Source organism: Aquimarina algiphila (genome assembly GCF_947494415.1).
GTDB lineage: Bacteria > Bacteroidota > Bacteroidia > Flavobacteriales > Flavobacteriaceae > Aquimarina > Aquimarina algiphila.
Genome location: NZ_CANLVC010000007.1, coordinates 518,597 through 533,979, shown reverse-complemented (window position 1 = coordinate 533,979; position 15,383 = coordinate 518,597). Strand labels below are relative to the sequence as shown.

The 15,383-nt window shown below is 32.6% G+C and carries 13 protein-coding genes; all 13 read right to left on the bottom strand.

The window, feature by feature from the left end; translation table 11 throughout:
- Positions 1-17: 17 nt before the first annotated feature.
- Positions 18-3,035, bottom strand: coding sequence for a T9SS type A sorting domain-containing protein (locus PQF96_RS17005; RefSeq protein WP_271767567.1), 3,018 nt, complete (start codon positions 3,033-3,035; stop codon positions 18-20).
- A 508-nt stretch (positions 3,036-3,543) separates the two neighbouring features.
- A complete protein-coding gene (locus PQF96_RS17000) occupies positions 3,544-4,611 on the bottom strand; it encodes a PorT family protein (RefSeq protein ID WP_143915900.1) in 1,068 nt (355 codons plus the stop codon).
- An 80-nt stretch (positions 4,612-4,691) separates the two neighbouring features.
- The gene (locus tag PQF96_RS16995; protein ID WP_271767566.1) at positions 4,692-5,528 is read right to left on the bottom strand and encodes a hypothetical protein; all 837 of its coding nucleotides are present in this window, start codon (positions 5,526-5,528) and stop codon (positions 4,692-4,694) included.
- Positions 5,509-6,078 (bottom strand): RNA polymerase sigma factor, encoded by a 570-nt coding sequence (locus PQF96_RS16990; RefSeq protein WP_109438803.1) that lies wholly within the window; start codon positions 6,076-6,078, stop codon positions 5,509-5,511. The genes PQF96_RS16995 and PQF96_RS16990 overlap by 20 nt, the downstream gene beginning before the upstream one ends.
- 115 nt (positions 6,079-6,193) lie before the next feature.
- On the bottom strand, positions 6,194-7,171 hold the full coding sequence (locus PQF96_RS16985; RefSeq protein WP_109438804.1) for a polyprenyl synthetase family protein: 978 nt from the start codon (positions 7,169-7,171) through the stop codon (positions 6,194-6,196).
- A gap of 120 nt (positions 7,172-7,291) precedes the next feature.
- Positions 7,292-7,825, bottom strand: coding sequence for an alpha/beta hydrolase (locus PQF96_RS16980; protein WP_271767565.1), 534 nt, complete (start codon positions 7,823-7,825; stop codon positions 7,292-7,294).
- A gap of 54 nt (positions 7,826-7,879) precedes the next feature.
- Positions 7,880-8,920: a 23S rRNA (adenine(2503)-C(2))-methyltransferase RlmN gene (gene rlmN / locus PQF96_RS16975; protein WP_271767564.1), complete on the bottom strand. Its 1,041-nt coding sequence runs from the start codon at positions 8,918-8,920 to the stop codon at positions 7,880-7,882.
- Positions 8,921-9,044: 124 nt separating this feature from the next.
- Positions 9,045-9,968 carry a chalcone isomerase family protein gene (locus PQF96_RS16970; protein WP_271767562.1) on the bottom strand — a complete coding sequence of 308 codons (924 nt, stop codon included), beginning with the start codon at positions 9,966-9,968 and terminating at the stop codon, positions 9,045-9,047.
- 290 nt (positions 9,969-10,258) lie between these two features.
- Positions 10,259-11,308 carry a tRNA preQ1(34) S-adenosylmethionine ribosyltransferase-isomerase QueA gene (gene queA, locus PQF96_RS16965; RefSeq protein WP_109438808.1) on the bottom strand — a complete coding sequence of 350 codons (1,050 nt, stop codon included), beginning with the start codon at positions 11,306-11,308 and terminating at the stop codon, positions 10,259-10,261.
- A gap of 241 nt (positions 11,309-11,549) precedes the next feature.
- Positions 11,550-12,776 carry a 3-phosphoshikimate 1-carboxyvinyltransferase gene (locus PQF96_RS16960; protein ID WP_271767560.1) on the bottom strand — a complete coding sequence of 409 codons (1,227 nt, stop codon included), beginning with the start codon at positions 12,774-12,776 and terminating at the stop codon, positions 11,550-11,552.
- Position 12,777: 1 nt separating this feature from the next.
- A complete protein-coding gene (locus PQF96_RS16955; protein ID WP_143915896.1) occupies positions 12,778-13,032 on the bottom strand; it encodes a hypothetical protein in 255 nt (84 codons plus the stop codon).
- Positions 13,032-13,358 (bottom strand): nucleotide pyrophosphohydrolase, encoded by a 327-nt coding sequence (locus tag PQF96_RS16950; protein ID WP_109438811.1) that lies wholly within the window; start codon positions 13,356-13,358, stop codon positions 13,032-13,034. Before PQF96_RS16950 ends, PQF96_RS16955 begins: the two co-directional genes overlap by 1 nt.
- A 2-nt stretch (positions 13,359-13,360) precedes the next feature.
- Complete coding sequence (locus PQF96_RS16945; protein ID WP_271767559.1) at positions 13,361-15,382, bottom strand: transglutaminase; 2,022 nt, start codon at positions 15,380-15,382, stop codon at positions 13,361-13,363.
- Between the last annotated feature and the right edge of the window lies 1 nt (position 15,383).

Below are 15,383 nucleotides of genomic sequence, written 5' to 3'. Positions count from 1 at the left end.
CAATCATTTATAAAAAACTATTTTCTATTCGCAATAACGAATTGTTTTGTTTCTATGATTTCTTTTCCTGTAATTCTAGCAAAATATGTTCCTGCCGGAAGATTACTTACATCAACTTTTTGCTTAGTTCCCTGATCGTTAACACTAAGAACTAATTGACCAAACATAGAGAAGATCTCAAGGTTCTGAATTGCCGTTTTACCTACTGATATATTTAAGATTCCGTTATTAACAGGATTTGGTGATAAAACAAAATTCTGGTCATTTTTCTGAACATCTGTCAATTCATATGTATCTAATCTAGCTGATCCCTGAACACAGAAATCTGTTACATCAGAACTTCCAAACTCACCTCCTGATACAATTGTACCTGCACTACTTGACAAGGTATAAGATCCATTACCAAATCCACAGCAAATACCATCACCAAAAGAATCAGAAATTGTAAATGTGTAACTACCAGAAGTTAATCCTGTTATCGTTTCTGTAATAGTTGATCCATCAGGATTCGCAGTAGAGTAACTTTCTGAAGCTACAGTAGTTCCGCCTGCATCAACTAATGTCCAAGATGTTTCTTGAGGGTAATTATCAAATGTAATACTTAAGCTTAAATCACCTGTAGCACAGTTTCCTCCAGGACCACCACCAGCAGTAAGAGATATTGCATCTATAGCTGCATCAGCTTGCCAAGTACCTCCAGTAAGACGATTAAATCGTAATTGTAACCCAGAACCTAAGTACGCTGCTAAATCTATTGTAGCAGTCTGCCAAGAGTTTCCTTGGTTACCACTTCTTGTCCAAATACTTGTCCAAGTTACTCCTTCATCATTACTTGCTTCAACATCCAATGATCCAAAATTAGAAGATCCAAACATATGGTATCTAAAAGAAAATACTGCTGCTGTAGCATCGTTAAGATCAAAACAAGGCGAGTTTAGAATTGCTCGTTTATTTGGGAAACCTGTACCATTACCAGATGCTTCTACATAAATATAATTGGAACCATCATCGGCACTTGAAGGTCCTGTATTATTAGATGGAGTACCCGCAGAATCTACTGTCCAATCAATATCATCTCCGGAAGCCTGAGTCCAAGCTCCTAAACCACTTTCAAAACTTTCGTTATAAGGTGCTAATAATCCATTTAAACAACCTGGTCCTGTTGTACTTTCTAGCGTAGTAACACTTACTGTATTACTTGCACCTGATTCGTTACCCGAAGCATCTTTTGCAATTACAGAGAATGTATATGTCGTAAGAGGCGCTAATCCGGTTACTATAAATGTTGCATCAGGAGCTGTAGCAACAACTACTCCGTCTTGATAAATATCGTATCCTGTAACTCCCACATTATCTGTAGAGGCATCCCAGTTTAATGTAGTCTGTCTAGCAGTTGTACCAGAAGCTACCAAATTTGCTGGAGTTGATGGTGCTTCATTATCGATAACCGCTGGTTCGATTTTAAAAGCAACAACATGACTTCTTCTTACATTTGGAGATGGCCCTTTCATATACTCGCTAATATGCCAGAAGGTCATATCATCTGTTGGATCAATAGTCATTTGACCGTAATCTCCATATCTACCATCACCTCTATTATTTTGAGCATCACCATCTGCTGAAACTTGTTCTACGGCAGTCATTGTATTAAGAGGATCACTTGCCAATCTTCCTGTATAACGTAGTGAAGTAAATACACTACTACTTACAACAGTATACGCTAATCCTATATTACCTTGAGCATCTTGGGCGATACTACCGCAAAAAGCACTAAGACCATCTGGCTGAACATAGGTTCCTTCCTGATAGATTGTCCAAGGAGCACCATCACCAGTTTGTCTTAATTCATACCAACGAATACCCGCTAAACTATCTGTACCATCAAGATCTACTACAAAATTCATAACAACAGAATTATGAGTTCCAAAACGCCTGTATTGGGTCATGTACATCATTGTTGCTTGTAATGCATCTATATCTGGACCTGTACCTGGCTCATCAAGATTCTGAAAAGATCCACCATCAAACACACTATCGAATGGAGTTGTAGGTATACTTTGCGGAGCAGAAATAGACGAATTGGCTGGAGTTGTCCAGTCTACAGTCGTTGTCCAAATCTTTAATTCATCCTGAGAAACACCTGACCAGCTATCATCTTGTAAATACACTATAGAACAACCTGTACCTACCGGTGGTAATGTTGTACCTGTTGCATTAAAACCACCCGGGCTATAAAAACCATTAGTTTCTGCCCCTGGAAGAGGGAAACCAATTAATTGTGCTCCCGGATCTCCTACAAGCATTTGATCTCTTTCTACTACGAATACAACATCATTAACATCAGGAGCATTTTGATCCTTATTTGCAGTGATATAATACCCATCACTCCAGATTGAAAGCTTCTCGTAATCTGGAAATGTACCTGTGTTAAATCGGTATGTAAACCATCCGTCATTAACAGGATCTGGTCCTTGACCAACAGCAATCAGAAATCCATTTGGGGTATTACTAAATTGCATAACAATAAATCTATCTGCAAAGTTATCATACACCACTATTGGATCTCCCAAAGTTTCTCCAGGAAACAATGTTGCTAATGAAGCTTCTGGCAATAAAACATTACCACTTCTATCCAAAATACCAAAACCTGAGTTAAAAGCATAAACATAGTGGTTTGGCCCTATAGCACCTGTAGCATCATTTAATACAGTACCTATGTGCGCATCAAAAGAAGCAACAGGAGCACTAGTCGCCATTTTTGAAGCCGATTTTTGTGATGCTTCATTAAAGAAAGGATCATTTCCTTGTGGATATCCTTTTCCTGGGACATACGTATTACTACCCCTACGTTTTGCCGGAGCATCATGTGCTAAACCTTTAGCAGAAATAATGTTATCCATTTGAGAAAGCGCGGGGATTTTTTTCATGTAGACAGCTTTACCTACAGAACTAGCTTTCATAGAAGGGCCCGTTTGAGCCAGCAGCGCAAAGCTGCAAAACATGAACAATGTGAAATAAAAGAATTTTGTTTTCATTTGTGTGAAATTTGGTTAATAGTATATATAATTAGTATATAGTTTCAAGTTTTAAATAGCAGAAAAGCATAAGCTTTTTTGCTTAAATTAAGGAAGGAATTATCTCAATTATGACTGATTAAATATAGAGCATTTCAATAAGAAACAAAAAAAATAAATGTCATAAAATACTTACAATCAAAAGGTTACGTTTAAACCATAATTAATCTATGGATTTCTACTTCATTTTTTTATATAACAATTATTCTATTTTAGTAAATTATTTAACAAAATATTATTTTACATTTTTAGTATATCATTTTTATGGGGTATCCATCATATTGGCAGGAAATCATATTTTATTAAAAAAATCTATAATTATAAAAACAACAAAAGAGCTGAGAATAAACACAGCTCTTTTGTTTTAAAAAGATATAGTAACACTAAAAAAATCAATTAAAAATCATCTTCTTAATTTTTTGTTAAATTGTAAAGATTATAAAAAAGATTTAACATTTCATCGATGATATTAAAGATCAAAACGCAATCCTAATGACACATTATTTTGATCCACAGTCGCATTTCTGAAAATTGGTTGCAAATCATACTTTAGATATAGTGACATATCTCCAAATCCTATATACGTACTCAAACCATAAATTAAGTCACTAGTATTGTAATCTCTTTTAATTTTATCCTTAACTCGATCCCCATTCTCCCGATACTTTAATTTCTGACGAGTGCTTACATTCACTCCTGCATATCCACCTATACCAATCCTAAATCTATTGGAAGTGTAGTATCTGATCTTTTTTTCTGTCTCTACTACTTTTGATGGCCCAAATTCAAAATGTATAGGAATCACCAAGTTATCCATTCTAAATTTTGATTTCTTCAGCTCTACTCTAAACTCCTCTAATTCGGTCTGATCCCCATTTTCGACGAAATATCTGTTATCAGTAGGTTTCAAACCATTTGTGGTATACGAAATTCCGTATTTAAATCTTAAAAAATTACTATTTTTAAACACTCTGGTTTTCCAGGCCCATCCTATTTCAAAAAACCTACTTCCTGCAATTTTATAATCAGAGTCATCCAAGGACTGTCCATCTACAATCGCATTGTTAAGTCCAAACGCAATTACAAGGTTCGACCTTGTTCGTATATCATATTTTATTTTTCTTTCCTTTCCGGTATTTATTTTTAACCCCAATATCACGTCTGCATTTTCTTCCTGGGTATTTAGGCCTATAAAGATTTTAGGATCTTCGGTATTTACATTCTTTAATCCGTTACGCTCTAACAATGCAATTTTATTATCGATAATAGCTAATCTATTTTCGATATTAAGTGCATGGTTTTCAGCCGCATCTTCTTTCAATTTCTGAGCCTCATCTCTAGTAATTTCATTATTAATTAGTCTTTCATTTATAACTTCTACTTCCTTTTTGAGAGCTTCTTTTTCGGTATTAATAATACGCTCTTTTTGCTCTGTTAATTCCTTAACAGCATCACTTTTATCTGTTTCCTGAGCACTTAACAATTGAGCAAATAATGTCATGGCCACAAATGTGGCAATAGTAACTATTGTCTTCATTTTTTTTGAATTTTACTATTGCAACCTCCCTTCCTTAAAGAAGGAAGATCGCAAATCTGATTTGATTGATGAATACATTTTTAATTATCTCTTTCTACTACAGCAGTTTTAACTTTTTCGAAACCTGTTTTAAGCGCTTCAAAAACACGTTGTTTAAAAGTTTCATCCAACTCATTCTCTACATCTTGTAAAAGAGCTGATGCACTTACTTCATTAGAAGATTGAAATATTTTTTTTGTTGTAATTTCCCGTTGAGCCTTAAGTAACAATTGATCAATTTCTTCATCGGTTACTTGAGTGTTATTTTTTTGGAGTTCCTGTATTTGGGCTATAACATTTGCCACTTTATCCTCTATTATTAAAGAATCAATAGGTAAAACCTCTTCCCTTATTGTTGTAGTTCCTTTATCATTTTCTGCTAACTTAACTACATCATATTGTGGATTATCGTCAATCGCTTTAGACATCGATTTTATTGGTTCTACACTCTTTGAAGTATTCTTAATGGCAGAATGATTCACTACCACTATATCTTCTTTTTTGATATTTTCTTTAATAACTTCCTCATCAACATTCTCTATAACTGTTTTATCATTATTTTTAATAGATTTTTCTGATGTATTATTATCTAAAACAACTTGTACATTATCATTTTTTATAATCTCTTCACTATTATCAACAAATTGATTATCTCTTTGTTTTGATGTGGGATCCTGATTCATTACAATTGAGGTCATTACTAAAACTCCAACAAAAATTGCTGCAATCGTATACCACCAAACCCTTTTACTTCCTTTTTTTTGATGTTGAATATCATCTAATTGAGCTGCTAATTGTTCCCAAGAAGTATCTGAAGGTTTTATAGCGCGTTGCTCTAGCTTTTCCTTTATCTTTTCTTCAAATTTCAATGGCGCCATTACTAATCTTATTTTGTTCGTTTAACTTTTGCTGTAGCATTTTTCTAGCTTTAAAGAGCTGAGATTTTGATGTACTTTCTGAAATCTCTAACATTTTGGCTATCTCGCTATGTTTGTACCCTTCTACGGCATATAGTACAAACACCATTCTATATCCTTCTGGTAAACTATCGATTAGTTCCTGAATTTGATCTACTTCTAATTCTGAATTTATATTATTCCAGGATTCTTCAGTATACCCTGTTATTTCTTCTGTAAAAAAGATTTGCTTTTCTTTTCTGAGAAAGGAAATAGATTCATTTACCATTATTCTTCGTATCCAACCCTCAAAGCTTCCCTCGAATTTAAATTTTTCGAGATTCATAAAAACTTTTAGAAATCCACTTAACATTACCTCTTCTGCAAATTGTATATCTCTTATATATCGACGACATATACTTAGCATTTTGGGTGCATGTTGATTGTACAACTGATGTTGCGCATCACGATGCTGTTTTGCAGCTTTCTTAATGAGTTGTGTCTCGCTTTTATAAAATTGAATAACTTTCAAATTGAAAAATCAATTAATTAATTAGATCATCTATTTACATAGACGAGAATAAAAAGAAAAAGGTTGCCTGAAGTTTAAATTTTTTAATTTTATGTTATAAATCAGCAGTTTTATACTACTTTTTGCGATCAATTACATAAGTAACCATAAGCTCCAATGATGTCTTATAATTAGAATCTGGGTATTCTGATAAAATAGAAAGAGCTTTATTTTTAAACTCATGCATTATTGTAATGGCATACTCTAATCCGCCACTTGTTTTCACAAAATTTATTACTTCTTTGACTCTCTTTTTATCTTTATTATGATTTTTTACAGAATTAATGAGCCATTTCTTTTTTTCTGGAGTACAATGATTTAATGTATAAATCAGAGGAAGCGTCATTTTTTGTTCTTTAATATCAATTCCTGTAGGTTTTCCTATAACATCATCGCCATAATCAAATAAGTCATCCTTAATTTGAAAAGCCATTCCTATAAGTTCCCCAAACATTTTCATTTTCTGAACATGATCAGAATCGGGGGCTACAGAACATGCTCCCAAACTACAGCAAGCTGCGATTAATGTTGCTGTTTTCTGACGGATAATTTCATAATAAACTTCTTCTGTAATATCAAGATTTCTGGCTTTTTCGATTTGCAACAATTCTCCTTCGCTCATTTCCCGTACTGCTACCGAAATAATTTTTAAAAGATCAAAATCTCCATAATCAATAGATAACAACAGGCCTTTAGATAATAAATAATCACCTACCAAAACTGCTATCTTATTTTTCCAAAGAGCATTAATAGAAAAGAAACCTCGTCTTTGATTAGAATCATCGACAACATCATCATGAACCAAAGTAGCTGTATGAATTAATTCTATTACCGAAGCTCCTCTATAGGTCCGTTCATTAATTTCACCTCCAGAAACCATTTTTGAAACCAGGAAAACAAACATTGGTCGCATTTGCTTTCCTTTTCGGTTTACAATATAGTGAGTTATTCTATTGAGTAAAGCAACTTTGGAAGACATTGATTCTGAAAACTTTTGTTCAAAAAGCTCCATTTCATCAATGATTGGTAATTTTATTTGTTCTACAACTTTCAATACGTCGTACTTGATTCTGTTTCCTTATGTAATGCGAAGATACTGTAAATAGTTTTTCTTTGAAACAGATAGTGTTATATATAGAAATATTAACTTTTTATATCATCAATTCTTTTATGATCATTGAATATTTACCCTCCTTTTTATTTCATTAGAGATCTTTATTGCATAATTTTTATCAGTATACATCTCATGTTTTTTTCCTCTACTAATTTCGTATTCTACTCTTAATTGCTCAAACCAGTTTGCTTCTGGTTTAAAATCATCATGTTCCCCAAAAAAAAGCTTTATACATCCTTCTGGTTTTGTAGTTTCATATCTTAGTCTTGTTGAAGAAATTGCATAAAATTTATTAACATCCAAACCTTTCAACGCTGCTTTCCATGCAATTGTTCCTCCTATACTAAAAGCAAGAATAGTAACCTTTCCTTTTTCCAACTCTAATAATCTATCTGTTGCTGTACTAATTCCTCTTTCAAGAAATTGAGAGTGAAGACTACTTTCTTCATATAAGTTCTTACTCACCTTTCCTAATTTGCAAGAATCATAATACTTTATATCAAATTCAGTTTCTAAAATCTTTACATAATTTACAACCCAATCTGATTTTTCAATTCCCCATATATCAGACAAAACTATTAACCTTGGTTTCATAAAAAAATTAGTTTTCTAATAGTGTTCTCTATAAATGATGAACAACACATTTTCTTATGATTTATTTGCAAGTTGACCACAAGCAGCATCAATATCCTTACCTCTACTGCGACGCACATTAACAACAATCCTACGAGCTTCAAGGGCATTAATATAATTATCAATGGCTTTGGTTGATGCCTGTTGAAACCCGTCATCATCGATTGGGTTATATTCTATCAAATTTACTTTACAAGGAACATAAGAGCAAAATTTTACTAAAGCATCTATGTCTTCTCGTCTGTCATTAATACCATCCCAGACTACATATTCATAAGTTATTCTACTATTTGTTTTTTTATACCAATACTCAAGAGCTTCTCTAAGATCTGAAAGAGGAAACGTTTCATTAAATGGCATTATTGAGGTTCTAACATCATCAATTGCAGAGTGTAAGGAGACTGCTAACTTAAACTTCACTTCATCATCTGCCATTTTCTTAATCATTTTTGGCACTCCAGAAGTGGATAATGTAATTCTTTTTGGTGACATTCCTAGTCCTTCACTAGAAGTAATTTTATCAATTGCTTTAATTACATTATTGTAGTTCATCAATGGCTCTCCCATTCCCATAAAAACAATATTTGACAAGGGTCGATTATGATATAATCTACTTTCTTTATCAATAGCCATTACTTGATCATAAATCTCATCTGCATTAAGATTCCTCATCCTTTTTAACCTAGCTGTAGCGCAAAATTTACAATCCAAACTACATCCCACTTGAGATGACACACAGGCTGTTGTTCTGGTCGGGGTAGGTATCAATACTGATTCTACAATTAATCCATCATGTAATCTCACTGCATTTTTTATAGTACCATCGGTACTGCGTTGCATTTGGTCAACTCTAATATGATTAATTACAAAGTTTTCTTCAAGCATTTGCCTTGTTGCTTTTGAAATATTAGTCATATCATCAAAGCTATGTGCTCCCTTGCTCCACAACCACTCATAGACTTGATTACCTCTAAAGGATTGATCTCCATTTTCTTGAAAGAATACTCTCAACTGGTCCTTTGTTAATGCTCTTATGTCTTTTTTCTTCACATTCATACGTTTTGCAAAAGTAAAAAGATAAAATGGTACTCAAGGCAACAACTCTACTCTTTATTAAGGTTATCAAAAAAAACCCTTGACATTGCTATCAAGGGTCTTCTTTTTTTACTATTACGTGATTCTATTCTTTTACCTTTTTCCACTGATGAACACCTCCACCACCTTTATATTTTACATTAAGGATATTAGAGTCATCTTCATCGATCCACATTTGACATTCTGCAACGTTACCGTTTTTAATATCAGTAAATTTTCCATTCACATATTTATCACCTTTCAATTTTAAACCTTTTATAATCACTAATCCTTCAACATTTTGATTCTTGTCATCACCTTGGCATTCATAACAGATAGCATCTCTTTCTGAAATTCGTAACATTCTTTGAATAGATCCGTATACCTTATTTTCTATAATGTACAGTTGAACTATATTTATAGCAACTCCACTCTTCTTATCATATGTTTTCCATCTTCCCAAGATAGGATTGGGTTCATATGAAGCTAATAAATCTTCTTTTAGCTCCATATCAACAGGATTCTCTCCTAACCAAATTTTAAATAGAGCCTTTTTAAACTCCTTACTATTTATTGTCCCTAAGAGTTCTTTATTTTTGAATAGAGACAGACTACCTCCCTTAACGTAAAGAATTCTAAAGATGTCAAACTTGTTAATCTTATTGGGAAGAAGATTAAGGAAATCTCTTATTTGATTTTCTAACAAATAACTATTTCCATCTGTAGCTCTTTCTAAACCATTTCTCACAATATTTTTAAAATCACTATCTTCAATTGATGATGTAATTTTAATTGTCATCGCCATGGTTTTGTCTTTTTCGGCTACCATTACACCATCCTCTACACCATCTACTTCAAAATCCAGGTATAAAGCGATCGCATACATTTTCTCTCTTACTCCTGCTCCATTAAGCATGAGTTCTGATTTATCAAAAACATCGACATCATTAAAATGGACATCTCCAACTTTGGTTTGGGCAAAAGAAAAAACAGCACAAAAGAAGGCTATGTAATAAATTACTTTTTTCATTATACTATATAGGTTAAATTCTTGTATCATAAATTTGGAACATACAAAAAAACAATGCAAATCTATAAAAAGTACATTTATAAGCCTCATAAAACATACTTTTCGATAGAATTGATATAATTATTTTTCTATACACAGTAAAAATTACGGTAAAGCCGTAATTTTTAAAGGCATCGAAAATAACACTTTTTTTGCGAAAAAAACAATTTAACATGCTAATTTCTAGAAACATATGAAAAAACCCTACCAAATTCGGGGTTTAGCAGGGTTTTATTCAAAACTTTAAATTCTTAGATAATTAACATCGCATCACCATACGAATAGAATTTATATTTCTCCTTAACAGCTTCTTCATAAGCTTCTTTGATAAAATCATGCCCTGCAAATGCCGAAACCATCATTAATAATGTTGATTTTGGTGTATGAAAATTAGTTATCATACAATTTGCAATACTAAAATCATAAGGAGGAAAGATAAATTTATTGGTCCATCCTCTAAATTCATTTAATGTTCTATCTGAAGACACAGAACTTTCTAAAGCTCTCATTACTGTAGTTCCCACAGCACAAATTCTTCTTTTGTTAGTAATACCGTTATTAATTGTCTCAGCGGCCTTTGCGGTTACATAAGCTTCTTCACTATCCATTTTATGCTTAGATAGATCTTCTACTTCTACAGGGTTAAACGTTCCCAATCCAACATGTAATGTAATTTCTGAAAAATCTACTCCTTTGATTTCTAAACGCTTCATTAAGTGCTTAGAAAAGTGAAGCCCTGCAGTTGGTGCCGCTACAGCTCCTTCATTTTTGGCATATATCGTTTGATATCGTTCTTCATCTTCTGGCTCAGCCTCTCTTTTGATATATTTTGGAAGTGGAGTCTCACCTAAATCATTAAGTTTCTGTCTAAATTCATCATATGAACCATCATATAAAAAACGTAAAGTACGTCCTCTAGATGTAGTATTATCTATTACTTCTGCGACTAAACTTTCATCATCTCCAAAGTATAGTTTATTTCCTATACGTATTTTTCTAGCTGGGTCAACCAAAACATCCCAAAGACGAGTTTCAGAATTTAACTCCCGTAGTAAGAACACTTCAATTCTAGCACCTGTCTTCTCTTTATTTCCATACAATCTGGCAGGAAAAACTTTAGTATTATTGACAACCATAACATCATTAGGTTCAAAATAATCTATAAGATCTTTAAACTGCTTATGCTCTATTGTCTGTTCCTTTCTATTAAGAACCATCAAACGAGATTCATCTCTGTTTTCTGCAGGGTACTCGGCTAATAACTCTTGTGGAAGGTCAAAATTGAAATGTGATAGCTTCATTCGTGTTTATTTTTTGAAGGTGCAAATATACAATCTTGCGATAGGGGTTGTCAAGTAAATCAAGATATATTTTCTACGTTTATTTTACTGTATAACAGACCAAACCCATTATCTAAATTCAAAAAACAATACTATTCATGTTTCTTTTAATGCTATTTTTTAAAGTTTTCACCTCAATCCACCCAATATAATCTTTTAAAAGCAAGGGTAATTTGTATTACTCATAACAGACTCTAACACACTAAACATTAGAATCTTCAAAACCCAACTTTTTTAAATCTAACCAAAAATCAGGATAAGACTTCGAAACTACATTAGCATCTTCGATAAACAATGAAGTCTTTAATGCTAGTGGTGCAAAAGCCATTGCCATACGATGGTCATTATAGGTTGCTATAGATACATCTTTACTTATTGTATCAGAAGGTTCTAAGCGTAAGGTATCCTCTGTGATATGGACTTGCCCCCCTAACTTCTCGATTTCTGTTTTTAATGCTTCTAAGCGATCAGTTTCCTTAATCTTAAGCGTATGAAGACCTGTGAGATAACACCCTACTCCTAATCCAAAACACGTTACAGCAATTGTTTGAGCAATATCAGGTGAATTAGATAAGTCTAGTCCTTCAGGAAGCGCTAAAACCGAATCTGAAACTTTTTTTAATGTAATTGTATTCTTACCGAATGTTGTTTCTACTCCTAAGTATTTATATATCTCTGATAAAGATGAATCTCCCTGATAACTTTCTTTCTTATAACTACCAATAGTTACTGATTTATCGTTAGATAGTGCAACAATACTATAGAAATAGGAAGCAGAACTCCAATCTGATTCTACAACTACACTTTTTGAAGTAACCTCTTGATATGAGCCAATAGTAATTCTATTGTTTTGAAAGGTGCCTTCTATACCTACATCCTTCAACAAACTTAACGTCATATTAATATAAGGTACCGAAGTTACCTTTCCTTCTAATACTATTTCTAATCCGTCTGGCAATGAAGGAGCAATAAGCATTAATGCAGAAATATACTGACTACTTACATTTGCTTGTAAAGCGACATGATTTGTACTAGGTTGTTTTCCTTGAATTCGAATAGGTGGATATCCATGTTCATTCTCATAACTAATTTCGCAACCTAATTGCTGCAAAGCTTCTACTAATATTTTGACCGGCCTTTCTTTCATTCTTTTACTTCCAGTCAACACAGTTTCTCTTCCTTCTTTAACTGCAAAATATGCTGTAAGAAATCGCATCGCCGTTCCTGCATGATGAATATCTACGACTAGTTCATCACTTTGTAATGCTTTTTGCATTAATTCTGAGTCGTCACTATTCGACACATTCTCAATACTTATATTCGGATATAATGCCTGAAGTATGAGTAGTCTATTAGTTTCACTTTTTGACCCTGTGATTTGTAATGTGTTATTTCTAATATTCGAAATATGCTCTAATTTCAAATTCATACTATCTATTTGATTTTCGTTTTCTTAATTCAAAATAATACCCCATAATCATCCCATACATCAATCCTCCTGCCACACGAGATAAAAAATATCTCATCCATCTTCCTTGACTAATTCTTTCTTCAATAAATATATCCAGAGACAAGCCTCCATATTGCATTAAATGCTCAATCACACTAAAAACAATAATAAAGCCTACTCCTATAAAAACAACAGTTTTCCAATATTTTTTAGAAGAAATTATTTCTTTAAACATTATTTTAATTTTTCGTTATTATGGTGACGATCGTGATCTCTTTTTGTTTTTATGTCTAATTTCTTATTAAAGGCTTCCTGCAAATTCACTCCTGTTTGATTAGCCAAACATAATACTACAAATACAACATCTGCCAATTCCTCTCCCAGATCTTTATTTTTATCACTTTCTTTCTCACTTTGCTCTCCATATCGTCGAGCAATAATCCTAGCAACTTCACCTACTTCTTCTGTAAGTTGTGCCATATTAGTAAGTTCATTAAAATATCTAACTCCGTGATTTTTGATCCAATCATCTACGGCTTCTTGTGCATTTTGGATATCCATAATTATATTTTTTTAAGCACTATTTGTTCATTTTCTTTTTCGATAAGCTGATTATAAAACTGTTTTAACACCAAATAATACTCTGCATTAAGAAAAGGCGTATTGACTGTTTCATTAACGATAACTTGTATTGTACCATTCGATACATTGGATTTAAAAGAAAAAGCACCAACGTTTTCGGGCATTTTAAAACCTCCTGCTTTTGGCATTTCGGCCACTTCGTATCCTTCTGGAATCTTAATACTTACCATATACGTATTAGTAAAACCATGACCAAAATCTATTGGATACGCTCTTTCATCAGATTTAAAAACATTCTCTTTATCTCTTAAAAATAATAACGGAGAAAAATACATCTCATTGTCAATCAATTCTATCTGGTCGTAAGATTTAAAATTAAAACTTTCACTCACACCTTTACCGTATTCTTTTACTCCTTTAACAGTATATTCTTCTATTTCATCAATACCAAACCTTTTTTTAAAACGTTCTATTTTGCTTTCATCATCTTTTGCTCCATTTATTACTCTAAAGTCATGTGCAAAATATTCCATATGACGAACATTAAATTTCCCGTCTATCATACCTTCCTTATCCATTTGACATTGTATCATATACCTATTAGTTGATGGTTCTGTAGGTCTAAGATCAATTCTTTGAGAAGTTCCATTTTTTGCAATTACTCTTCCTGAACCTCTAATTACCCGATCAGGTAAAATATTAGGTAAAGCATATTTATCTGTAGCATCCAGATAATAAACGTTCCCATTTGGTAATTTAACTCTAGAAATTACATAATTAAATCCATCTAAAGTTGGAAATAATGCCGCAGGTTTATTACTAGAACTAACTAAAATAGGATTCACATCTATCTTTGCATATCTCAACATTGAAGTAAGCATTAGGTTAATTTCTGCAACGTTACCTGTATTCTCTTTATAAGCCTTTCTTACTCCATCTCTGGTGTACACAGAATATTTCTTATTCCAATTCATTCTGTCTTTAACAAACCTGTAAATCAAAAGCATTCTCTCTGAGGGGTCAACTATTCCTTTGAGTAATTGATCCATGTCTTCTTTATAATAATTACTTTTCTTTAACTCTCCTCCAAAATTATCATTATTATAAATTCTGTTTGCGACACTTTCCCAGGTAGTAGAATAATTTCTAGTTTCTCCGCTAGGGTATTTTGTATATTGTAATTCAAAAATAATAGAAGATATATAATTATATGGGTTACCTGAATATGGTTCTTCCTTAAATGCGGGAACATCCTGAGATGTAATCGTATATGTATTTACTGTATAATCTATCTCTCTATTTGAAAATGTTGCTCTTGCCGAAGTAAGTCCATTACCCGTTCTTGATTTGGAAGTATATCGTATTTTATCATTCTTCGAAGATTCCTTCAAATTAACAGGAAGATATCCAGTACTTAGTTTTTTAAAATTGAAATATTCGGGAGATTCGACATAAACATCTAATTTTTTGATTGGAATCCTACGCTGCAAATGAATTCTATCAATATTAAACACAAAAGGAGAAGTTATTCTATATTTATATTCTATAACAGATCCTTCTTGTAAAGAAGGCATGGTAAACTTTACCTGGTCATAAAATTCTGAGTATTCATTTTCGAATATTCCATCCTTCTTTAATTTTGTTTCTATGACACTACCATCTTTTAGTGTATATGTAACACCTTTTAAGCCTGTAATTTTCTCATCATCATTTCCTCTTTTGTACAGGAGTACTTTATCTGTACCGTAATCAAATCCATTTTTATCATATAGTTTGATTCTTTTAAACACCTCTGTTATTAATTTGAATCCATCATTTTCATCATATCGAAAATAAATTTTTTTATTTTCATAAAGCACCTCAGCATCTGCTGTACTATCTATCTCTGAGGTAGAGGCTAATAATTCTTCTTTAGAAACTTGTCCAAACTTATATTCTTGTGCAAAACTGCTTATTGATACCATTAGGATGAAACCTAAAACTAGCTTTTCTAAGTTTTTCATA